The organism is Butyricimonas hominis (assembly GCF_014287455.1).
In the GTDB taxonomy this organism is placed as follows: domain Bacteria; phylum Bacteroidota; class Bacteroidia; order Bacteroidales; family Marinifilaceae; genus Butyricimonas; species Butyricimonas muris.
The window spans coordinates 609,489-631,746 of sequence record NZ_JACOOH010000002.1; the positions used below are offsets into that span (position 1 = coordinate 609,489).

General features: G+C 40.7%; 20 protein-coding genes. 4 read left to right on the top strand and 16 right to left on the bottom strand.

Annotation, left to right across the window (positions count from 1 at the left end; translation table 11 throughout):
* The first annotated feature begins 209 nt into the window (after positions 1 to 209).
* Positions 210 to 632, top strand: a complete 423-nt coding sequence (locus H8S64_RS06225; RefSeq protein ID WP_099292457.1) for a helix-turn-helix domain-containing protein — start codon at positions 210 to 212, stop codon at positions 630 to 632.
* Positions 633 to 688: 56 nt separating this feature from the next.
* Here H8S64_RS06225 and H8S64_RS06230 read toward each other — a convergent pair whose 3' ends face one another.
* The 13 genes from H8S64_RS06230 to H8S64_RS06290 form a co-directional block, all read right to left on the bottom strand.
* Positions 689 to 1,594 (bottom strand): dihydroorotate dehydrogenase, encoded by a 906-nt coding sequence (locus H8S64_RS06230; RefSeq protein WP_099292458.1) that lies wholly within the window; start codon positions 1,592 to 1,594, stop codon positions 689 to 691.
* Complete coding sequence (locus H8S64_RS06235) at positions 1,582 to 2,343, bottom strand: dihydroorotate dehydrogenase electron transfer subunit (protein WP_186975378.1); 762 nt, start codon at positions 2,341 to 2,343, stop codon at positions 1,582 to 1,584. The genes H8S64_RS06230 and H8S64_RS06235 overlap by 13 nt, the downstream gene beginning before the upstream one ends.
* Positions 2,344 to 2,377: 34 nt before the next feature.
* Positions 2,378 to 5,137, bottom strand: a complete 2,760-nt coding sequence (uvrA, locus tag H8S64_RS06240) for an excinuclease ABC subunit UvrA (RefSeq protein ID WP_186975379.1) — start codon at positions 5,135 to 5,137, stop codon at positions 2,378 to 2,380.
* Between the two features lie 128 nt (positions 5,138 to 5,265).
* A complete protein-coding gene (gene rplI / locus H8S64_RS06245; protein WP_186975380.1) occupies positions 5,266 to 5,706 on the bottom strand; it encodes a 50S ribosomal protein L9 in 441 nt (146 codons plus the stop codon).
* 21 nt (positions 5,707 to 5,727) lie between these two features.
* Positions 5,728 to 5,997 carry a 30S ribosomal protein S18 gene (rpsR, locus tag H8S64_RS06250; RefSeq protein ID WP_018336357.1) on the bottom strand — a complete coding sequence of 90 codons (270 nt, stop codon included), beginning with the start codon at positions 5,995 to 5,997 and terminating at the stop codon, positions 5,728 to 5,730.
* A 3-nt stretch (positions 5,998 to 6,000) separates the two neighbouring features.
* Entirely contained in the window at positions 6,001 to 6,348 is a 348-nt protein-coding gene (rpsF, locus tag H8S64_RS06255; RefSeq protein WP_199691956.1) for a 30S ribosomal protein S6, read from the bottom strand.
* Positions 6,349 to 6,459: 111 nt separating this feature from the next.
* Positions 6,460 to 7,494: an endolytic transglycosylase MltG gene (gene mltG / locus H8S64_RS06260; RefSeq protein ID WP_186975381.1), complete on the bottom strand. Its 1,035-nt coding sequence runs from the start codon at positions 7,492 to 7,494 to the stop codon at positions 6,460 to 6,462.
* A 2-nt stretch (positions 7,495 to 7,496) separates the two neighbouring features.
* Entirely contained in the window at positions 7,497 to 8,543 is a 1,047-nt protein-coding gene (locus H8S64_RS06265) for a nucleoid-associated protein (protein WP_186975382.1), read from the bottom strand.
* 4 nt (positions 8,544 to 8,547) lie between these two features.
* Positions 8,548 to 9,990, bottom strand: a complete 1,443-nt coding sequence (locus H8S64_RS06270) for a DUF3078 domain-containing protein (protein WP_255469446.1) — start codon at positions 9,988 to 9,990, stop codon at positions 8,548 to 8,550.
* Between the two features lie 195 nt (positions 9,991 to 10,185).
* Positions 10,186 to 10,995, bottom strand: coding sequence for an SDR family oxidoreductase (locus H8S64_RS06275; RefSeq protein WP_186975383.1), 810 nt, complete (start codon positions 10,993 to 10,995; stop codon positions 10,186 to 10,188).
* A 188-nt stretch (positions 10,996 to 11,183) separates the two neighbouring features.
* On the bottom strand, positions 11,184 to 12,428 hold the full coding sequence (locus H8S64_RS06280; protein ID WP_222621148.1) for a tetratricopeptide repeat protein: 1,245 nt from the start codon (positions 12,426 to 12,428) through the stop codon (positions 11,184 to 11,186).
* Between the two features lie 43 nt (positions 12,429 to 12,471).
* On the bottom strand, positions 12,472 to 14,988 hold the full coding sequence (gene gyrA, locus H8S64_RS06285) for a DNA gyrase subunit A (RefSeq protein WP_186975384.1): 2,517 nt from the start codon (positions 14,986 to 14,988) through the stop codon (positions 12,472 to 12,474).
* A 95-nt stretch (positions 14,989 to 15,083) separates the two neighbouring features.
* A complete protein-coding gene (locus H8S64_RS06290; RefSeq protein ID WP_186975385.1) occupies positions 15,084 to 15,845 on the bottom strand; it encodes an MBL fold metallo-hydrolase in 762 nt (253 codons plus the stop codon).
* A 74-nt stretch (positions 15,846 to 15,919) separates the two neighbouring features.
* Between H8S64_RS06290 and H8S64_RS06295 the strand changes: the two genes are divergently transcribed.
* Entirely contained in the window at positions 15,920 to 16,627 is a 708-nt protein-coding gene (locus tag H8S64_RS06295; RefSeq protein ID WP_186975386.1) for an SAM-dependent methyltransferase, read from the top strand.
* Between the two features lie 14 nt (positions 16,628 to 16,641).
* Positions 16,642 to 17,451 carry a bifunctional hydroxymethylpyrimidine kinase/phosphomethylpyrimidine kinase gene (gene thiD, locus H8S64_RS06300; protein ID WP_099292469.1) on the top strand — a complete coding sequence of 270 codons (810 nt, stop codon included), beginning with the start codon at positions 16,642 to 16,644 and terminating at the stop codon, positions 17,449 to 17,451.
* 47 nt (positions 17,452 to 17,498) lie between these two features.
* Here thiD and H8S64_RS06305 read toward each other — a convergent pair whose 3' ends face one another.
* The 3 genes from H8S64_RS06305 to H8S64_RS06315 form a co-directional block, all read right to left on the bottom strand.
* The gene (locus H8S64_RS06305; RefSeq protein ID WP_099292470.1) at positions 17,499 to 18,083 is read right to left on the bottom strand and encodes an alpha/beta hydrolase; all 585 of its coding nucleotides are present in this window, start codon (positions 18,081 to 18,083) and stop codon (positions 17,499 to 17,501) included.
* Between the two features lie 203 nt (positions 18,084 to 18,286).
* Positions 18,287 to 18,835 carry an NADH peroxidase gene (locus tag H8S64_RS06310; RefSeq protein ID WP_027202454.1) on the bottom strand — a complete coding sequence of 183 codons (549 nt, stop codon included), beginning with the start codon at positions 18,833 to 18,835 and terminating at the stop codon, positions 18,287 to 18,289.
* A gap of 24 nt (positions 18,836 to 18,859) precedes the next feature.
* A complete protein-coding gene (locus tag H8S64_RS06315) occupies positions 18,860 to 19,291 on the bottom strand; it encodes a Fur family transcriptional regulator (RefSeq protein ID WP_099292471.1) in 432 nt (143 codons plus the stop codon).
* Positions 19,292 to 20,098: 807 nt separating this feature from the next.
* Between H8S64_RS06315 and H8S64_RS06320 the strand changes: the two genes are divergently transcribed.
* Positions 20,099 to 22,234, top strand: a complete 2,136-nt coding sequence (locus H8S64_RS06320) for a TonB-dependent receptor (protein ID WP_255469447.1) — start codon at positions 20,099 to 20,101, stop codon at positions 22,232 to 22,234.
* Positions 22,235 to 22,258: the final 24 nt, after the last annotated feature.

The window sequence follows — 22,258 nt, forward strand, 5'->3', positions numbered from 1 at the left end:
ATTATTTGAAGTAGCGTTAAATCTGTAATGTTATAAATACAATCGAACTAATTGTTTATTAGAGTAATATAAATATAATCCAGTTATTACATTCTTACTCCTCATTCTATGTAATACATTTGTAAATACACTCCATTACAAATGTAATTTTGAAAACTCAACAAGAAGCATTACATTTGTAATGTGGAATTTTACAAAAGGAGGGAGTTATGCAAGAACGATTAAATCAAATTATAGAGCAAAGAGGATTAACCGCAACTAAATTTGCCGCTCTGATTGGAGTGAATGCCTCCACGATCTCTCATATTCTAGCCGGAAGAAATAAACCGGGATTTGATATTATCAATAATATTGCAAAAACTTTTCCGGATATAGATTTAGGTTGGTTGATAACCGGGAATGGCTCCATGTATACTTCCTCCTCTAAAAAAGAGAATAATCATTTTTCCGAGGAACCTACCTTATTTGATTTGGATGAGCCTAAAAAACAAACAGACACCCCGATTCAAGAAAAAGAAAAGAAAACAGAAATAGAAATTATCGGTAAAGCGATTGCCAAATCTCCGACAAAGAAAATTAAACGGATTGTTCTCTTTTTTGAAGACGGGAGTTTTGAAGATTACGAGAAATAAAGACTTCTCTTACATCTAAGCGTTACAGAAATCAACTCAGATGTAAGAGAGTCAAGTTAAATTAAACCGATAATATCTCTCAAGCATTTGAAACCGTTCTGGTCGAGGTATTCATTAATCCCATCAATCACTTTGATTGTCACAGTCGGGTCAATAAAATTCGCCGTTCCGATTTGTATTGCGGATGCTCCGGCAAGTAGAAATTCGATGGCATCGGTTGCACTACAAATTCCACCTAAACCTATCACCGGAATTTTAACAGCTTTGGCAACTTGCCATACCATCCGGAGTGCCACGGGTTTCACGCATGGTCCGCTTAATCCCCCGGTTATCGTACTCAAAACCGGTTTTCTCGTTTTGGCATTTATTGCCATCCCCATAAGCGTGTTGATCAAAGAAACGGAATCCGCTCCGGCGCTCTCCGCCGCGAGGGCAATTTCTTGAATACTAGTCACGTTGGGTGACAATTTCACCATCAAGTGTTTTTTATAAACCTTACGAACTTCCTTCACCACTTCGGATGCAGATGCACACGAGGTACCGAAAGCCATTCCGCCTTCTTTCACGTTCGGGCAGGAGATATTCAATTCTATCCCGGGAATATTTTCCAATTCATTGATTTTTTCTGCCGTCGCCACGTAATCGCTGACAGTAGAGCCGGAAACGTTAACAAGAATATTACTCTTGATATCTTTGATAGTCGGGTAAATATGTTCTATAAAATAATCGACACCTTTGTTTTGCAATCCCACGGCATTTAACATCCCGGAAGGAGTTTCCGCCATACGGGGATAAGGATTTCCTTCACGATGCTTGAGAGTTGTACCCTTCACGATAAATCCTCCCAAACGTTCAAGATCAATAAAATCTTGAAATTCTGTTCCGTAGCCGAAAGTCCCGGATGCCGTAAGCACGGGATTCTTTAAAGATAAACCGTTGATATTGATGCTTAAATCTGCCATTTCAAGTCTTTTATATTAAAAATAGGACCTTCCGTACACACGCATTTGTTGCCTTCTTTCGTGTCTGTCACACAACATAAACAAGCCCCGATGCCACATGCCATCGTGTTTTCCAAAGACACCTCACACTCTATATTTTTAGAATTAGCATAAGCGGCAACTGCTTTCATCATCACTTCGGGACCACAACAAAAGATACTGTCAAATGTTTCATTCAATATTGAATGTTGTGTCACGTATCCTTTTTCCCCGAAAGAACCATCCTCGGTCGTGTAATAAACCGTGGCGTATTTTTCAAATTCCTCCTTACGAAGAATATCTTTACTAGCGCGAGTCCCGATTAAAACTACCGGAGATAATCCCCGGGCTTTCATTTCCCGAGAAAGATGTAACATAGGAGCTACTCCACAACCGCCACCAATTAATAATGGTCTACCAGAAGAAGGTATAGTGAAGCTATTACCCAAAGGCAGTATAACATTCAACTTCTCTCCGGGTTGCAATTCTCCCATGGTTGAAGTGCCGCATCCCACGATCTTGATGAAAAGATAAAGTAATCCCTGCTCTTTATCTACATCATGTACGGATATCGGTCTTCTTAAAAAGGTTGACGGAGAATGGTCTACCCGGACATTGACAAATTGTCCCGGTTTTATCTCCGGGAGTTCCGGTGAATGTAATACCAATAAGATGGTATCATCGTTCAACCTTTGGTTTTCTTTGACCGTGAAATCTATAATCTTTTTCATTTACTCAATATTTCCCAGTAATTTTCATTTATAATCATTTCTCTTGTAATTTCTCTGCTAAATATTTACCCGTGTACGAATTTTGGCATTTCACCAATTCTTCGGGGGGGCCCTCGAACACGAGGTATCCGCCTTCACTTCCTCCCTCGGGACCAAGGTCAATAATGTTATCAGCGCATTTGATCACGTCCATGTTATGCTCGATAATCAGTACCGTGTGCCCCCTGTCTATCAAGGCATTCAACGAGTCCATCAGTTTGTGGATATCATGAAAGTGTAGACCTGTCGTGGGTTCGTCAAACACGAAAAGGGTAGGATCAGCATTCTCTTGGCTCAAGTGATAAGCTAATTTTACCCGCTGACTTTCTCCACCACTTAATGTACTGGAAGCTTGTCCCAACTTGATATACCCAAGCCCGACATCGACTAATTTTTGCAGTTTCGCCACGATACTCCGTTCGCTATGGCTTGTCCCGGAAGAGAAAAACTCGACAGCTTGGTTTACCGTCATTTCCAATATATCGTAGATGTTCTTGTCTTTGTACTTGATTTCCAACACTTCATCCTTGAAACGCTTCCCTTTGCAATGCTCGCATTCAAGGTAAACGTCCGCCATGAATTGCATTTCAACTTTAATAATACCTTCTCCTTGACACTCTTCACATCGTCCTCCCGGTACGTTAAAAGAAAAGTGTGCCGGTTTGAAACCGTTTAATTTTGAAAGTTTCTCGTCCGCGTATATTTTCCGGATATCATCCCATGCTTTCAAGTAAGTCACCGGATTGGAACGAGAGGATTTACCAATCGGATTTTGATCTATAAATTCAACCCCGCGTATCATATCAATATCACCGGATAATTTATTAAAACTCCCGGTACGATCGGAATAATCACCGTAGTATTTTTTCAGGGCGGGAACGAGGATCGTTTTAATCAATGTACTTTTCCCGGAACCACTTACTCCGGTTACCGCGGTCATCACGCCCAAAGGAATCGTGACATCAATATTCTTCAAGTTGTTTTCTGTTGCCCCAGTAAGTACAATTTTGCGCTCCGATTTCTTTCTGACGGCAGGCACAGGAATCGTTTTTTCCCCGTAAATATAGTCTGACGTTAATGTATTCGCTTTTTTTAGTTCCTTCAACGAACCTTGGAAAATAATTTCACCGCCTAAACGTCCGGCCAATGGTCCTACGTCAATAATTTCATCGGCAGATTTTATAATATCTTCATCATGCTCCACGACAACGACCGTGTTTCCCAAGTCCCGAAGACGATGCAACACGTTGATCAAGCGATCCGTGTCGCGAGAGTGAAGTCCGATACTCGGTTCGTCCAAAATATACAAAGAACCGACCAAGGCCGACCCTAGAGAGGTTGCCAAGTTAATCCGTTGTGACTCACCACCGGACAGAGAAGAAGATAACCTATTAAGAGTCAAGTATCCCAATCCGACATCCAGTAAGAAATTAATCCGGTTATGAATATCCGGAAGCACACGAGCGGCAATAACTTGATCGTGTTCGGAAAGTACCAACGTGTCAAAGAATGTTTTCAATTCCGTGATAGGCATATCTACAAGTTCCGTTATTGCCCTACCGTTTATTTTCACGTAAGTGGCTTCTTTTTTTAATCGGGTTCCATGACATACCGGGCATTTTGTTTTACCGGTATAACGTGCAATCATCACGCGGTTCTGTATTTTGAACTTTTTGGATTCAAGATACTCGAAGAACGCGTATATACCACTCTCGTTATTCCAAAGGGTATCTTTTTCTTTTTCCGTCAATTCATAATAGGGGGTATGCACGGGAAAATTTACCTTGTGCGCGTTTTTGATGAAATAGTGTTTCCACTCGCTCATTTTTTCTCCCCGCCAACACATGACGGCATCATCATATACACTTAAAGATTTATTAGGAACCACAAGATCTTCGTCAATTCCTAGAATCTTCCCGTATCCCTCGCATCTGGGACAAGCCCCGATAGGAGAATTGAAACTGAACGTGTTTATTGTCGGGATTTGGAACGTGATTCCGTCGGCTTCAAACTTATTCGAAAAAGACTTTATCTTTCCGTCTATTTCCACGTAACAAGTTCCGTTACCCTCGTATAAAGCGGTTTCTATAGAGTCTTTGATTCTTGAAACGGTATCTTTCTCATGGCTTATCCGAAGCCTGTCTATCACTAGAAAAATCTCTTTGCCGGGATCAAGTGATTCATTTTTATCAATCAAATCGGAAATACGGATAAATTCGTCCCCGTATTTAATTCTCGAAAATCCTTGACTGACCAAGAGAGGAAGTCCATCGTCCGTCATGTCTTTGGATTTTGCCATGATAATGACGGTCTGTTCCATGTCTTGATCCAGTATATACTGGCTTATATCATCCACGCTATGACGTTTTACTTCTTCACCGGAAACAGGTGAAAAGGTTTTCCCCATTCTGGCATACAGAAGTTTAATATAGTCATAAAGTTCCGTGGATGTTCCCACCGTTGAACGCGGGTTCGATGTGTTTACTTTCTGCTCGATGGCAACGGCAGGGGGGATACCTTTAATGTAATCGCATTCCGGTTTATTCAATCTTCCAAGAAATTGGCGCGCATACGAAGAAAGACTTTCCACGTAACGCCGCTGTCCTTCGGCATATAACGTATCAAAAGCCAGTGATGATTTACCGCTACCGGAAACCCCGGTAATAACCACCAACTGGTTCAATTTAATGTCAAGATCTATATTTTTCAGGTTATGCACCCGTATTCCTTTCAACTCTATTCTCTGCTTACTCATATCTGTCCTTCCAAAATATCTACAAAGATACGACTTTTCTCACAAAAAAAGCACCCTTTGAGGGGTGCTTTTAGCGTTTGGAATATGTTTGGAAATGCGTTTAAGTCTTGTTAATGACTTGTTTTAATTTATTCGGAAACTACTTCGAACTCTACATCAATTTTTACTTCTCTATGAAGTTTGATAAGAGCGGTGTAAGTTCCTATTTCTTTTACGTCTTTCAGTACGATTTTCTTCCGGTCGATATCGAATCCTTTCTCTTTCAGACTTTCAGAAATCATGATACTGTTTACAGAACCGAAAATCTTACCGGTAGAGCTGGTTTTAGCACCGATGGTAAGTTTTACTTCTGCTAATTGTGCTGCTAATTCTTCTGCTTCAGCTTTTAATTTAGCTTCTTTGTGAGCTCTTTGTCTCAAGTTTTCCGCTACAACTTTTCTTGCTGAAGGGGTTGCTAAAATAGCATAGCCTTGAGGGATAAGATAGTTACGACCGTAACCTTGCTTAACATCAACGATGTCATCCTTATGTCCCAAGTTTGCTATATCTGTCAATAAAATTATCTCCATTTGTGTCCTCCTTCCTTAAAATTATTTCATCAAGTCGGTTAAGTAGGGCAACAAAGCAAGATGTCTTGCTCTCTTCACTGCGGTTGCTACTTTCTTTTGGTACTTTACAGAAGTTCCGGTAATTCTTCTGGGAAGAATCTTGCCTTGTTCGTTCAAGAATTTCTTTAAAAATTCCGGATCCTTGTAGTCGATAAATTTGATTTTTGCTTTTTTGAATCGACAGTACTTTTTCTTTTTGATTTCAACCGTTGGGGGGGTTAAATATCTAATTTCACTTTCGTTCTGTGCCATGGCTTATTTCTCCTCTTGTTTTACTTGATTTTTTGCTCTTCTTTTCAATGCATACTCGTAAGCATACTTGTCTAATCTGAACGTCAAGAAACGAATCACTTTTTCGTCTCGTCTGTAAGAAGTCTCCAGTTTATCAACTAAAGTTCCTTCTCCTTCGAATTGAAACAAGTGATAAAAACCTGTCGTCTTCTTTTGGATTGGATAAGCCAGCTTGCGTAGACCCCAAGCCTCCTCGTGCTCGATATTACCTCCATTTTCGGTAATAACAGCCTTGAATTTTTCTACCGCTTCCTTTACCTGTATTTCAGATAAAACGGGAGTTGTGATGAAAACGGTTTCGTAATGATTCAACATAACTGATTGTTTATTAATACATTAATCTAATAAAAATTATTTTATCGCTCGCAAAGTTAGCACTTTTGTTTGGATTTACAAAGAAATCCTCAATTTTAGATTTTCTTTCTACTTCCATATCTTGCGTTTATTCAACTCTCGATGGTACTCCCGGGCATAGGCATTGTGTTGCCGAAGTGTACGGGAAAAATTATGGTAGCCGGAAAAATCACTTTTCGCGCAAAAGAATAAATAATCGTGTTTCTGATAATTCAGAACACTATCTATAACTTTTATTGAAGCCATACGAATAGGGCCGGGGGGCAGTCCGGCATACATATAAGTATTATAAGGAGAATCTATTTGCATATGACGGTCCAGAATACGGCTGATCGTGAAATCACCGAGCACGAATTTCAACGTGGGACAAGCATCTAATTTTATTCCTTTGTTTAATCTGTTCATGTAAACTCCGGCGATGACAGGGTATTCTTCTGCCTTTACAGTCTCTTCTTCTATAATTGAAGCTAACGTGATCACCTCTTCGGGACTTAATCCTATTTCTCTGGCTTTTGCCATACGGTTTTCATTCCAGAAGCGGGCATATTCTTTTTTCATCCGTTTTAGCAAATCCATGGCCGGGATATTCCAATAAATCTCGTACGTATTTGGAATAAACATCGCCAAAATGGTATTCGAATTGAACCCTAATTCTGCGAGAACGTCCGAATCTGTCAGTAAAGCCATTAATTCATCTTTGGAAACAGCCAATTCTTCTTGAGCTTCATCGGCAAACTCTTCAATAGTCCGCATATTATTAAAGGTAAAATGAACCGGAACTTGATTTCCCACCCGAAACATATTAACCAGTTCGTTGTTGTTCATTCCATCACGGATTTTATATTTTCCGGATTTTACAGAAGAAGAAAACTTCTTCAGTTTCGCCACGCTACTGAGGGTGTTGGGATTCTTGATGTATCCCCGGCTTCGCAGTGTTTTAAACACTTGAGCGACAGAATTACTATCCCGGATATAAAGAATTCCATCATCTGTCACGACAGTATTAGGGGAGAACACGTAATAATAACCGATTCCACCCATGACAGCCACTAACGCCATGATTATTATAACAAATACAAGAATTCTTTTTACTATCTTACTCATAATTAATTTTCTTCCCTGAAATATAATTTATAGTAATTCATATCACGGGCGGAATCATATCCTTTTTCAATATATTTCTTTTGCCCGTGTATATACACGTGAAAATTCTTATCCAATTTCAATATATGCTTGAAGAATCTCTTTTCATCTTTAACCGCACTGTTGGAAACATCGAACTGGTCTTTTAAAGACAATTCGTTCTTTTCCTCGTAATAATTTTTGAAATCTTCGAAAGCATTGATTATCTGTGGATCATTGACAACTTCATCCTTGAAAAGGTTCTCGTTAAACACGTCCGCCTTTTTAAAATAATCTATCGAGCGATTCAACATATCAATCTGGTCTGCTTTCGGGATATCATTTTCTTGATTATAAACCTCTTGCACGAAATCTTTGCAAAGTTTCAAGTAGTTGGATGTCTGGAAATAGTTATCATCACACTGTTCCAACCCCAAGAAATCCGTTGTCCAATAAACAGCTTCCGAGGAGTTCGTTTTATCGAGAATGCTTACCCGATAACCGTTTTCCCCGTCAACATTGAATACCAGACAAGCTTTATCCAATTTCTTGATATTAATACCTCGTTCACTTTCAAGCTGGTAACTATTCTCATTAAGAATAATTTTCAAGAAAGTATCTTTTGTTTCGGACTTGAAGATACCAACGGCATCACAAGGACCTTCTTCCAACACACAGTTTTTGAAATGCACCATATAGAGTTCTCCCGCCTTGATATTCGGATGATTGGATTGGTCAAACAAATGTTGCGCGATATTCACGGAAGCCTCGTATAGATTGGATTCATCTTCAAAAACAGAACTTACAGTACTATATACCAAGTTATTATACAAATCGTCCTCCACGGGTGCAAAACGATAATAAGCGTCTTTCTTGAAAGGGGAGAGGAAATAACTTTTCAATAGGTTGTGTACGTCCGCATCATCCGGCAGAAAACATGACTCGGAAAGGCGTATTTGACCATCCTCGTATTTATTACCGATATCGTGAATCACGATATTATTTATCTCACAAGTATCAAAGTTCATCATAATGCTAAAATCTAAAATGTACTCCTAAATTCAATGTTTCTTTAAACTGTATTTTTTTCGAATCGTTTTGATTATACACCGCGTTGGCGTATATCGAAGTCTGCATGAAATAATTTATCTTGAATTTCAATGTCAGACGCCAGTCAACCGTCAGTTTTTCCGGCTGCTCGTAATAACTTGAGAATAACATCAAGTGATTGTCTATGTCAAGAAAATAGAAGAGAGAATGTTTGTTCTTCAATTCTATCTTGGCACCGGCATCACTTTTATATCTTTTCCCGGCTTCAATACCATACCGGGTTACATCCACTTTATTTGTATCCCGTACATATACCCATTGTCCGGCAATAGGAGAGAGATACAATGAAATATTATCCTTGGGTTTAAAGTCCAAACCCAAAGATAACGTAAAATTACAAGGTGACAAAAAATTGGCAATCACGGTTTCCCGATCCGAAGCATTGTAAGAATTAAACAGAACAGTATTCAGATCAAACTGCGTGGCATAATTCCAATGTCTGAAAGCTTTTACACCGACTTTTGATTGTATCTCTAATTTATCTTCATTTTTACTCAATTCCTCGCTTCCGCTTTTCAGCGCCCCCAAACGATAACGGAATGAATTTTCCCATGTCGTGGTTTTCTTTTTATAATTAATAAAATACTTTAAATCAGAGAGAATAGAAAGAGAACTTTCACCTCCACTTGCCCAGTTGTCACTAATAAAACCTTGTCCGAAAGACAACGTGACATCGGAATAATAAGTCCAATGCCGTCTTTCGAGTGTCCCGATCTTCATCTCGGCGAGAACAAAATAAATCGAATCGGATGCCACGAGTAACGGTTCCTCGCGCGGTTCTTGCAATATGGCAAATTTCTTGGTTTGATAAACATCTCCATCCAAAAAGAACTTCATCTGTTTACCATCAGGTAGGGTTTTTATCCAACCGCTAATCGTATCCCCACGGAAATTTTCTGTCATTAAACGATGATACTCCGTACGTCCCGTGTTCAACCAAATATTTTTAGAACGATTGGATACACCCAACACGGAAACCAGAACAGAATCACGACTTCTCTCTTTCATCCATTGGTAGTTTTCATCCTGTTCCATAAATGCTACAAGCGCTTCCAAATTCGGGTTTAGAAATATATCATACCGGGCTGAGTCCAACAAGCGTAATGAATCCAAGTCCGGATGTTGTTTGTAAAAATCAATACTATCTTTCGATATGCGTTCCTGTATTCTTTTGATAGCTTCTTCCTTTGCCTGTACTGTTTTGAAATAACTCCTCACGTAATCGAGCATATATTTAATATGCTCGTTTTCTGCATAATCTCTCAACGTATTAATTGCCCGGTTGAGTTCATAGTACTTTAATCGCTCTTTCTTTAGATTCTCCAGAGCGTATCGAGCCGCAGGATTGCCTATATGAGTGTTTTTCAATTGTTTATACGCGTATCTTATCTGAGGTTTTGTGTGATAAAGAGAGTCTGATCGAGTATGTTTGACCGGTAAAATATACGATGGACGTACCGTTATAACCCGAGAGTCCGTCTTTTCCTGTGCAAAAAGTGTATTCTGGGATAGGGCAAAAATAATAATTACAACAACAACAAACCTCATGAGATAATTAACTTGTTATTTGAATGGAGAATTCGGCTCCTTTGCCATATGACCATAAGCAAGTTTATCCAGCAAGCTAGGGAACCATTTACTCAAAAACACGGATATTTTTCCTTCAACCAATGTCATAATAATTTCACGTTTCCGCTTAACAACTCCATTTACAATGATTTGAGCGCATCGTTCAGCACTCATCATTTTACTTTCGGCTCTTGGACTGTCACCTTGTTGACTACCGTCAGCAACTAAAGCGGTTTTACGAATATTGGATGCCGTAAATCCCGGGGCGGCAACAAGTACGTGCAAACCTTTTTTCAAGTTCTCGACACGCAATGTATTCAAGAATCCGCGGACTGCAAATTTACTGGCTGAATATCCGGTTCTTCCCGGTAAACCGAGGAAGCCTGCCACAGAGATAATACCGACCAAACTACCTTTTGCCTGTAATAAATAAGGTAATGCATATTTCGTACAATACACGGTTCCCCAAAAATTGACATCCATTAAACGACGTATAACATCTATTTCCAAATCTTCAAATAGAGCACGCATGGAAATTCCCGCGTTATTCACAAGGACATCAATTCTGCCAAAACGCTCGTGAGTTTTCTCTATCAGATTTTTACAATCCGTTTCACGGGTGACGTCCGTCTGTACGGAAAGTATTTCCGTTCCACAGGCTTTCAAGTCATCCTCAATCTTTTTCAATTCGTCTATATTTCTGGCACCCATGGAAATTTTGGCTCCGCGTTTGGCAAATTCATAAACCAACGCTTTACCAATACCGGAAGATGCACCTGTAATAATCACCACTTTGTTTTGCATGAATCTTGTTTCTTAGATATTTAGAATTTCCTCGTTTTAACTTACAAATATAATAACAAGTTTAAAAGAATAAACAATCTCTATAAGAAAAAAGATTGTTATATAAATGTTTTATAATTCATATTATGATAAGTTGAATATATAAAAAAGAAAAGGGATGTTTTTCCCTTTTCTTTTAAATAAATGTATTACAGGTTATTAATCTTAGACATTGTATCATTGTACTTGCTTTCATATTGCTTTTTACTAGCTTGCAAACGATAATACAATTCTTTCAAAGTAACCAAAGTATTTTTGTCGTTCGGTTGTAATTCTAAAGCTCTTTCAAAATAAGGAACGACAGCCTCGTATTGGTCCATAATTTTGGCAAGTTCTGCGTTATATTCCTTAACATCAACGATATCCATAACAATCTTGTGCGCTTCAATTACGCGGTTCAACTGTATATTTCCCAAGTTATACTGTGCAAAGAAATCATCCGGTTTCAATTCCAACGTCTTGATATACATTTGTTCTGCTTTATCAGGTTGGTTTATTTTCTCGTATAATTGACCTTTGGCACGGTAATAATCAGGTTTATTCGGCTCTAATCTGATTGCCGCATCCAAGAATTCTTCAGCTTTCGCTGGGGTATCTCCCATCAGATAATAGTTGATAAGCTCTATCAACATGTATTCGTCATTCGGGAATAATTTGTGCCCCTCTTGCAAATACTTAACTGCCTCTTCTTGAATTGCTTTAGCGGTAATTGAATCCCCGGCTTCTTTGGCTTCGCGGCTTCTGCCTAAATAGATACTGGCTAACATGGCATAAATTCTGTTTGCCTCGTAACCCAATTCCATAGACTTTTTGTAATACTCGATAGCTTCATCCACGTTACCGGCTTTATGAGCGGCAACACCCGCGTTATAGATCACGGCAGTATCCACTTTCTGTGTTCCATAAGGAGAAACATTGAGATCCAAAGTCTTTTTGAAATTATCGAAGGCTGCTTGGAAATAACTTTTAGCCGCTTCAGCTCCTTGTGCTTCTTCCACTTTGGTACCTTCGTTATAACATATGATACCTTGATTAGTGAAGTCAACAACAAGATTGGCAAATTGAGCCTTCAAGTCTTTTTCAAATTTCTTCTTATCATCCAATTGTATTACCTTTTGGAAAGATTCCCAAACAATCGGAAGCGGGTCTTTAGATAATTTCTTGTAGTTTTCATCTTGGCTCTCGAAGATACCTTGATAGATCTGTCCTCTCACGAAGTGTGCTTTCGGGTTGTTTACACATTTCTCATGTCCGATAGCTTCATCGATTAGCTCTTTTGCTTTATCTAGCTTTCCCTGCGTGTAAAAGCTAACAGCAGATGTCACTTTTCCCATTTGCGCGAAAGACACATTCACGCAAAGCAGAAGGGCAATGATAAAAGTTAGTTTTCTCATACGTTTAAAATTTGTGTTCCAATTAGATATTATTTGTAAATAATTATTCCTCATTGTTTTCTCCGGCTTCCTCTACATTCGTACTCTCCTGCCCTTCTTCCTGTCCCTCTTCTTCTTTTGAAGCTGAAACCTTAGCGACAGCGGCTATAGCGTCATCGTTCCGCAAATTAATCAATCTCACTCCTTGAGTGTTACGTCCCATAACTCGCAGCGTACTCACGTCAAGTCGGATAGTCAAGCCGGATTTATTAATGATCATCAAGTTATCTTCATCCGTAACATCCAATAGTGCGATTAATTCTCCCGTTTTATCTGTCATGTTAATGGTTTTCACACCCTTGCCACCTCGATTCGTGATTCGATAGTCTTCTATGCTAGAGCGTTTTCCATATCCGTTTTCTGAAACAACCAACACGTCTGCTTTGTCAGGTTCAACACAAATCATGCCAATCACTTCATCTTTTTCACTATCCAGAGTGATACCTCTTACCCCGGATGCCGTTCTACCCATGGGACGCACTTTTGCTTCCGGGAAACGAATCGCTTTACCAGATTTCACGGCTATCATGATATCATTTTCACCGTTAGTCAACTTGGCATCTAATAGTTGATCCCCGTCTTTAATCGTGATCGCATTCACACCGTTTGCTCTCGGACGAGAATAGGCTTCCAGCGTGGTTTTCTTGACAATACCCTGCTTGGAGCATAACACGATGTAATTGCTGTTTATATAATCGCTTTCTTTTAAATCCAGCGTATTGATATATGCTTTTACTTTATCGTCCGGCTCTATATTCAACAGATTCTGTATTGCCCGACCTTTCGATTGTTTCGAGCCTTCCGGGATTTCCCAAACTTTCAGCCAGAAACACTTTCCTTTTTCGGTAAAGAACAACATGGTATTATGCATTGTCGCCATAATCATGTGTTCAAGGAAATCCTCGTCACGAGTCGCGGAGCCTTTGGACCCTACCCCTCCTCTATTTTGTACCTTGTACTCGGAAAGCGGGGTACGCTTGATATATCCCATGTGAGAAATCGTGATGACCACTGCTTCATCTGCATAGAAATCTTCCGGGTTAAACTCCTCGGACGCGTACACGATATCGGTTCTACGCTCGTCATTATACTGAGCCTTTACTTGTAAAAGTTCATCTTTAATGATTTGCATTCTCAGTTCCACGCTAGCCAAAATTTCCTTCAAGTGCTCGATTAACTTGAGTAAATCATTATATTCCGCTCTCAGTTTGTCTTGCTCAAGCCCCGTTAATTGACGCAATCTCATTTCCACTATGGCCCGTGCCTGAATCTCCGTTAAAGAGAAAGTTTCCATTAAAGTATTTCTCGCTTCATCCGGCGTTTTGGATGCGCGAATAATACGGATAACTTCATCTATATGGTCACTGGCTATAATTAATCCTTCCAGAATATGAGCCCGGTCTTCCGCTTGTTTCAATTCAAATTGCGTACGGCGAATTACCACTTCATGGCGATGCTCCACGAACAAGCGTATCAAATCTTTCAAGTTCAATAACCGGGGGCGTCCTCCAACCAGAGCAATATTATTTACCCCGAAAGAAGTTTGAAGAGCTGTATGTTTTAATAAGGTATTCAATACCACGTTGGCTATCGCGTCTTTTTTCAAGTCAATCACGATACGCATACCACTCCGGTCAGATTCGTCGTTGATATTCGAGATACCGTCAATCTTCTTTTCATTTACCAAATCGGCAATACGGGAAATCAATTCGGCTTTATTCACCATGTAAGGGATTTCATGCACGATGATTTTTTCCCGCCCGTGGGGAGTCGTTTCTATGGATGTTTTGGAGCGCACGATAATACGTCCTCTTCCCGTGTGGTAGGACTCCCGCACCCCATTATACCCGTAAATTGTTCCACCCGTGGGGAAATCCGGGGCTTTGATAATCCGTATCAGGTCATCAATTTCGATATCGTTATCATCTATATAAGCACAAATAGCGTCTACCGTGTCACCCACGTTATGGGGTGCCATATTCGTTGCCATACCCACCGCGATACCGGAAGCTCCGTTCACTAATAATAAAGGTATCTTGGTCGGCATAACACTCGGTTCTTTCAACGATTCGTCAAAGTTCGGTATCATGTTTACCGTATCCTTATCCAAATCAGCCAGAATATCTTCAGAAATCTTCATTAAGCGAGCCTCCGTGTAACGCATGGCAGCAGGACTATCCCCGTCCACAGACCCGAAGTTACCTTGCCCGTCTACTAACGGGTAACGCAAAGACCATCTTTGAGCCATACGCACCATTGCCATGTACACCGAGCTATCCCCGTGAGGATGATACTTTCCGAGTACCTCTCCCACGATTCTCGCTGACTTTTTGAATGGCTTACCGGATGTTACACCTAATTCGCTCATTCCAAACAATACCCTTCTCTGTACCGGTTTCAAACCGTCCCTAACATCAGGCAATGCACGCGACACAATCACCGACATTGAATAGTCAATGTACGAAGATTTCATCTCCTCCTCGATGTTGATCTTAATAATTTTTTCTCCGACGTTTTCCATTTATAATATTAAATTACTCTTTTAATTCATTCTTCCCAAAATCCCACAAATGTAATAAAAACGATGAATTAAAGGAAATTTTTCCCCCGCAATATTCACAATTCAAAAACTAACATATCGTGTGCCAGCTTCACGTTATCCGGTAATTCACCCAAAACTTCACCGTGTAACCCCATTTGATGCCCGATATGCGTGATGTATGCCTGCTTCACATTCAGTCGTTTCACCACCTCCAAAGCCTGTCCCAAGGTAAAATGCGATAGATGCGGCTCTTTCCGCAGGGCGTTGATTACAAGATATTCTACCCCTTCCAGTTTCTTCATGCTTTCCTCCGGGATATAATTGGCATCGGTAACATACGCGAAGTTAGCGATACGAAACGCCGTGACCGGCAATTTGTAATGCATGACCGTGATCGGAATAACCTCGATATCGTCAATCAGAAAAGGCGCCTCGTCCACCACGTGTATATTCATTTCCGGGACTCCCGGGTACTTGAATTTAGCGAAAGCGTAATCGTAATCTTTATGAATAGCTTTCATTGTCAAATGATTGCAATATACATCAACCCCACCTTGTTTTACCCAGTTGAATGCCCGTATATCATCCAATCCCCCGATATGATCCTTGTGTTCATGTGTCAGCAGTAATGCCCTCACGTTCTTCACTTGCGCTTGCAGCATTTGGGTCCGGAAATCGGGTCCGGCATCAATGATTAATTTCTTGTCCTCTATATCAATCATCACGGAACTCCGCAATCGTTTATCGTGTTCGTCGGTCGAGCGACAAACATCACATTCGCAAGCGATAACAGGCACGCCCTGCGAAGTTCCACTTCCTAGTATCGTAACTTTCATCCGTTCACAACTATTTATCGCGAAATTAATAAGATTCGGAATAATCCCGTATATTTGCCACAAACATTTTATTTATGGGAAAATTATATTTGCTTCCTAATTTGCTAGGGGAAACAACAGTCGAGGGGGTTATTCCCCGTGATGTGATCGACACGATCAAAAGTATCCGGATTTTTGCCACGGAAAATGTCAAAAACACCCGTCGATACTTGAAAAAAATAGACAAAACAATTCACATCGATGAACTGACTTTTTTGGATCTGAACGAACATTCGGACATCAAGGATATTGAGGCGTATATACCTTATTTGAAAGACAACGACGTGGGTATTATATCAGAGGCCGGATGTCCCGGTATCGCTGATCCGGGGGCAGAACTGGTAGCGCTGGCACATCGCCACAACTATCAAGTGGTGCCGCTTGTCGGTCCCTCCTCCATCCTGCTCGCGCTTATTGCTTCCGGGTGCAACGGTCAGAATTTTTCTTTCAACGGCTATCTTCCCGTCAATCGTTCGGAACGAGTAAAAAGTCTGAAAACTTACGAGAAGCAATCCGCGGCAGAAAACCGTACCCAGATATTTATTGAAACACCCTATCGCAACCTGCAACTATTCGAGGATATCGTGTCTTCTCTCTCTCCCGTGACACGCCTCACAGTAGCTTGTGATATCACGACAGAAAACGAGTATATAAAAACAATGCAAATCAAGGACTGGAAACATGTTAAACCGGACATCAACAAGCGTCCGACTATCTTTATCCTGTACGCCAGACCATTCTAATTATTCAAATTACGATGAAGACTTATAAAAGAGTTTTATCCATAGCCGGTTCGGATAGCGGAGGCGGAGCCGGAATTCAAGCCGACTTGAAAGCGATCTCCGCTTGTGGTTGTTTTGCCATGACTGCCATAACTGCCGTAACCGCTCAAAATACCGTGGGAGTGAAAGCCATAGAGCCTCTCCCCGTTCATGTTATTGAAGCACAGATACGGGCTTGTCTGGATGATATCGGTGCTGATGCCGTGAAAATCGGTATGTTACATTCTGTTGATGTCATTCGCGCGATAGTAAAAGTATTGCAGGATTATCCTGTAAAACATATCGTGGTTGATCCGGTTATGGTAGCAACTTCCGGTGATCTTCTCGTTCAGCGAGAGGCCATCGCGGTGCTTCAACAGGAACTTTTCCCGCTTGCCTCCGTGATTACCCCGAACACGTTCGAGATTGAAATACTGTCCGGAATGAAGATTAACACGCAGGAAGACCTGTACGCTTCCATCCCTAAAATGAAGAATATCGGAGCCAGCAATATTCTCTTGAAAGCAGGACATCTGGAATGCGAGGAAATAACCGATGTGCTGGTTGATTACAAGAACGATCGGGAATACCGGTACACCATGAAAAAAATCAATACGGTGAACACGCATGGTACGGGATGTTCACTATCATCCGCCGTTGCCGCGTATCTCGCTCACGATTACTCCATGGAAGAGGCCGTGCAAGCTGCTATTAATTACTTGCATGGGGCAATAGAAGCTGCCGCGAATTACCGGATCGGGCATGGACACGGGGCTGTTCATCATTTTTACAAGTGGTGGGAATGAAATCGAGGGGCCGCAATTGCAGCCCCTCGAAATATATAGTGTGGTTGTCAATGTGTTTTAAACCAACGGAATACATTACGTACTGTTTTATCCAGCACGAGCGGGTCATCAAAATATTGGGCATGAGTCACAGAACCTTCCCAAATCGCTAACTTCTCTTCCGCTCGAATCGTGTCATACACGCGTTGAGCCGCTTGATATTCTTTCTCGTTTTCACCGCCATGAATAACAATGGTAGGTATTTTTACTTTGGAAGCCTCTTTCCGCTTGTAACAACCGGACACGAGGGCTATCGCTTTTAATCGTTTATCCGCTTCCGTACCTGCCAACACCTCGTTGGTACCGTTACAAATACCGATAGCGTATAATTTATCCGGATCAACCTCGTCCTTTAAACTCAAGTAATCAATAGCGGCTCTCACGTTTTGAGTTTCTTCCAACCCCAATACAACGTAACCGTAATTTGCCAGTCTAGTGGCATATTGTAATGATACCGGGGTATTTGACGTATTTTTGGGTCCTAAAACAATGATTGCCGGTTTTCTCCCTTTTTCTTGTGGGTTACACAACCATCCTTTGCTGTCTATGCCTTTATCTGTTAAAGTGACGTCTTCGCATCTATAAGTTCTCATACAATTTCCATGTTAAGTGAATTTGCTCTTTAATACGGAAAGTGAATAAGCAAAGTTACACTAGCAAAGTATAAAAAAACAAAAATCTATTCGAGTTACCAAATAGATTTTTGTTATGAATTACAAATCAACAAATTAAAAGTTTTATAAAACAACTTGTAACTCGTGAACCTGTAACCTGCAACATCAAGGCTTTGCCTTGATTATTTAAAATACCGGTTGTAAAGTCCTTCAAACCCTTTCCCGTGGCGTGCCTCGTCTTTGCACATCTCGTGAACAGTATCGTGGATTGCGTCCAAATCCAACTTTTTAGCTAAAGTAGCGATCCGTTTTTTATCCTCGCAGGCTCCTGCCTCTGCTTCCATACGTTTTTTCAAGTTCGTTTTGGTATCCCACACGCATTCTCCCAGCAACTCGGCAAATTTGGCAGCATGTTCCGCTTCTTCCCACGCGTAACGTTTGAATGCTTCAGCGATCTCCGGGTAACCTTCACGATCTGCTTGACGACTCATTGCCAAGTACATCCCGACTTCAGAACATTCCCCGTTAAAATGAGCTCTTAATCCTTCCAAAACTTCCGGGTCAACGCCTTTGGCAACGCCTAAACGATGCTCGTCAACAAAAGTCAACGCTCCCTCGGTTTCTACCAATTCTTTAAATTTGCTCTTCGGTTGTTTACATTGAGGACAAAATTCCGGAGCTTCATCTCCCTCGTGAACATAGCCACATACTGTACAAATAAATTTTTTCATAACGCACTTTGTTTTAATTATTAATTATATGATTTTTCCTTTTTCTTCCGCGCATTTTTTGCAATACCCTTTATAATAAAGGTGTGTTTCCGTGATGAGCAATTCTCCTACCCCGTCCAACACGATTGCTTCTCGGTTCTCGATCGGGATGTCGTACACGCACCCGCATCCTAAACACATGAAATGAGCATGATCGCTCGTGTCTACGTCAAACCGAACATTCTTTTCATCAATCACGAGAGCTTTTATCGCACCTTGCTCCATGAACAACCGCATAGTATTGTACACGGTCGTTTTCGACAAAGTAGGCATCGTCGGGTACAAAGCCCCGTATATCTCGTCAGCCGTGGGATGCACCCTATTCTTCATGAGATATTCCATGATAGCCATTCGTTGTACGGACGGTTTAATATCATATTGTAGCATGTACTCTCTCGTATCTTGAATTGTACTCATTGCTAATTTGTAATTGTTACAAAATTATATCGAGTGCAAATATCGTTATCTTTTTTATAATCGCAACATCTTCTTGTTGATTTTACTATAATTTAGAACCATTCCAATTTTAACGTTTCACGCTTCTGTTCAACAGAGATAAATAAGTATATTGCTTACCAATGGATTATCCAACTTTAATCTAGGGTTATCCCCGGGTAATAAAACCTCACACCCTTTACGAAACACTTATACCCCGCTTACAACATCACTAAACGGGATACTTGTAAGAGGGTTAAAACTGATTTGTAAGTAAGTTGAGCAAAGATAACCCCGAAATAACCCTTGATTAACACTAGAAACAATACTTATTACGAATACATTGAAATATTCAACTTTTTGTATTACACTTGAAATATTTTTATAGATTTGCATCATGTTTTTCATAGGACCATCGGTTAATATATTTGTCTACTTGCTTGTTTCGGCTTTTTTCGTGGTATGTTTCTACCCGAAAGAACAAACAAAGCTCCCGGAAGCGCTTCCGGGGAATACGGTTCATTTTTATAATTTAACCGGTAATCACGTACTCCATTATGAGGAAGTACATGAAAAACAAACAAAAACTGAAGTCAAGAAAATATTTATCCCGCGTATTGATAGTCCGGAGCGACTATATTATACTCCCCCCGCGGAATCCAAGGCTCCGTGTCTAACCTTGAAAACGTTAAGGGCACCCCCGACGTGTCTGTATTTTATAGTGTCCGTTATGTATTTAACTTAGGACAAATGATTGACACATCAAACAATTTAATCATTGATAAAAATATGCGAAAATTATATAGCTCTTTGCTATTTATGACAATTTGCGGTTCTTTATCAGCCCAACGTTCACAGGTAATGCAGTCGGATGATACCACTTTTAGCGCTATCAAACAATTGCAGGAAGTGACTATCACCGCCGAGAAAAGAGAATTGTCTATCAGCGAAATTCCTGTCGCACTTAGTGTTATTTCGGGAAAAAATCTGCTGAATGAAAATACACCGGATTTGCGTAATCTGTCGGGTATGATTCCCAATTTTTACATGCAGGAAGGTGGGTTAAAACTCTCCACCCCGCTTTACGTGCGCGGAATAGGAACCGTTTCGGGAACGCCGCCCGTGGGCTTATACGTGGATGGAGTTCCGGTCTTTGACAAGAACGCCTTTATTTTCGATCTATATGATATTAAACAGATCGAGGTACTGAGAGGTCCGCAAACCACTCTGTACGGGAGAAATAGTATTATCGGGTTGATAAATATCAGAACCAATCCCCCCGCCTCGAAACTTACCCTACAGGCAAAAGCCGGGGTTTCGAGTTATAACTCCCAGAACTACATGGTAACGGCAAATCTGCCCGTCCGGAATGTAGTATACAATAAATTGTCTTTTTCTTACAACCGAACAGACGGGTATTTCAAGAACGATTTCACGGGAGGAAAAACCAATAAATCCGATTCTTACAACTTGCGCTATCAAGGACAATTATACACGAATGATACTTGGCAAGTGGCTTTAGGCATAAATTATAATCATAGTTTTGATGACGGATACGCCTATCATGCTATTGATTCACTGAAAGTACATCGCTACCGGGTGAATTATGATGCCGATGCTTCTTACAAACGGGACTTGGCTTCCGCCCACGTGAACGCACGGAAAACTTTTGACCGAACGACATTAAGCTGGATTACCTCCTATTCATGGACAAAAGACAAGCAGGAATTGGATGCCGATTTTACATTTCATGACGTGTTCCGAAACGGGAAAAAATCAAAGCAGAACTTGGTTACACAAGAGATCAATTACCAGTCCACCGAGAGTGAAAAATTGGATTGGACTGTCGGGACATTCGGTTTCTACAAAAATTTGACGAACGATTATCTGGCTACTTTCGGGACTGAACGCCATTTATTGCTCCCCTTGGATTTGGATAAGACGTTGTATTACAATAACACGAGTACGTGGGGTATCGCAGGTTACGGGCAAGTCACTCTAAAAAATCTGCTTCCCGGTGTATTTGTCACCGTGGGATTACGATATGATTACGAGAAGGCATCACTCGATTACAAGGATAGCTTGTTATTCCACAAGGCAAACAGCTTTTCTGGGTTCCATGATTGGGAGGAAGATAACTCGTACAGCGCTTGGCTGCCGAAATTCTCCGTGTTGAAAAAGTGGAACGGGCAACTATCGGCTTATGCCAGCATAGCCAAGGGATACAAAGCGGGAGGCTATAATATCATAGCGAATGATATGACCTCGCAGGTCGTAAAATTGGAGTATGATAAGGAAACCCTTTGGAATTACGAGATCGGGACAAAGTATTTCAGCCAAAACGGACGTTTCAACGTGAATGCCGCTATTTTTTATATTGATTGGAAAGATCAGCAAATCTTCGTGATGGAGATGATGGGACCGATCATAAAGAACGCCGGAGATGCACGTAGTTTCGGTGCGGAAATGGATCTGACATGGGAATGCATGCCTCACCTCACCTATTTTCTTTCATCAGGGTACAGTAATTCCGAGTACTATCACCATTTGACTAAAGCATACGAGGGTAATAAAATCGTGATGGCTCCGGAATTTACGTTGAACACGGGATTCTCTTACCAAAAGAAAGTGAAAACACCTTTATTTCAGTCTTTCATGGCAACGACTTCCGTGACAGGTTTTGGCAAACAATATTTCGACGAAGCAAATACCTTGAAACAAAATCCTTATTTCTTGTGGAATATGAATTTTGGCGTTTCAGGGAAATACATAGACTTTCACGTGTGGGGGAAAAATATCTTGAATAAAGCCTTTTTCTGCTACATGTTCAACAGTCCGGTAGGCAAAAACTTACCCGAATACCTGAATTCCGGTCAATCCGGAGCTCCATCACGATTCGGGGCATCGATAACCATTAAAATTTAAATGACAAATCTTTTAATTAATCTA

What these genes read in the sequence shown, in the direction of transcription:
- H8S64_RS06225 (WP_099292457.1), top strand. Translation starts at nt 210, where the DNA reads ATGCAAGAACGATTAAATCAAATTATAGAGCAAAGAGGATTAACCGCA.
- H8S64_RS06230 (WP_099292458.1), bottom strand. Translation starts at nt 1,594, where the DNA reads ATGGCAGATTTAAGCATCAATATCAACGGTTTATCTTTAAAGAATCCC.
- H8S64_RS06235 (WP_186975378.1), bottom strand. Translation starts at nt 2,343, where the DNA reads ATGAAAAAGATTATAGATTTCACGGTCAAAGAAAACCAAAGGTTGAAC.
- uvrA (WP_186975379.1), bottom strand. Translation starts at nt 5,137, where the DNA reads ATGAGTAAGCAGAGAATAGAGTTGAAAGGAATACGGGTGCATAACCTG.
- rplI (WP_186975380.1), bottom strand. Translation starts at nt 5,706, where the DNA reads ATGGAGATAATTTTATTGACAGATATAGCAAACTTGGGACATAAGGAT.
- rpsR (WP_018336357.1), bottom strand. Translation starts at nt 5,997, where the DNA reads ATGGCACAGAACGAAAGTGAAATTAGATATTTAACCCCCCCAACGGTT.
- mltG (WP_186975381.1), bottom strand. Translation starts at nt 7,494, where the DNA reads ATGAGTAAGATAGTAAAAAGAATTCTTGTATTTGTTATAATAATCATG.
- H8S64_RS06265 (WP_186975382.1), bottom strand. Translation starts at nt 8,543, where the DNA reads ATGATGAACTTTGATACTTGTGAGATAAATAATATCGTGATTCACGAT.
- H8S64_RS06275 (WP_186975383.1), bottom strand. Translation starts at nt 10,995, where the DNA reads ATGCAAAACAAAGTGGTGATTATTACAGGTGCATCTTCCGGTATTGGT.
- H8S64_RS06280 (WP_222621148.1), bottom strand. Translation starts at nt 12,428, where the DNA reads ATGAGAAAACTAACTTTTATCATTGCCCTTCTGCTTTGCGTGAATGTG.
- gyrA (WP_186975384.1), bottom strand. Translation starts at nt 14,988, where the DNA reads ATGGAAAACGTCGGAGAAAAAATTATTAAGATCAACATCGAGGAGGAG.
- H8S64_RS06290 (WP_186975385.1), bottom strand. Translation starts at nt 15,845, where the DNA reads ATGAAAGTTACGATACTAGGAAGTGGAACTTCGCAGGGCGTGCCTGTT.
- H8S64_RS06295 (WP_186975386.1), top strand. Translation starts at nt 15,920, where the DNA reads ATGGGAAAATTATATTTGCTTCCTAATTTGCTAGGGGAAACAACAGTC.
- thiD (WP_099292469.1), top strand. Translation starts at nt 16,642, where the DNA reads ATGAAGACTTATAAAAGAGTTTTATCCATAGCCGGTTCGGATAGCGGA.
- H8S64_RS06305 (WP_099292470.1), bottom strand. Translation starts at nt 18,083, where the DNA reads ATGAGAACTTATAGATGCGAAGACGTCACTTTAACAGATAAAGGCATA.
- H8S64_RS06310 (WP_027202454.1), bottom strand. Translation starts at nt 18,835, where the DNA reads ATGAAAAAATTTATTTGTACAGTATGTGGCTATGTTCACGAGGGAGAT.
- H8S64_RS06315 (WP_099292471.1), bottom strand. Translation starts at nt 19,291, where the DNA reads ATGAGTACAATTCAAGATACGAGAGAGTACATGCTACAATATGATATT.
- H8S64_RS06320 (WP_255469447.1), top strand. Translation starts at nt 20,099, where the DNA reads ATGCGAAAATTATATAGCTCTTTGCTATTTATGACAATTTGCGGTTCT.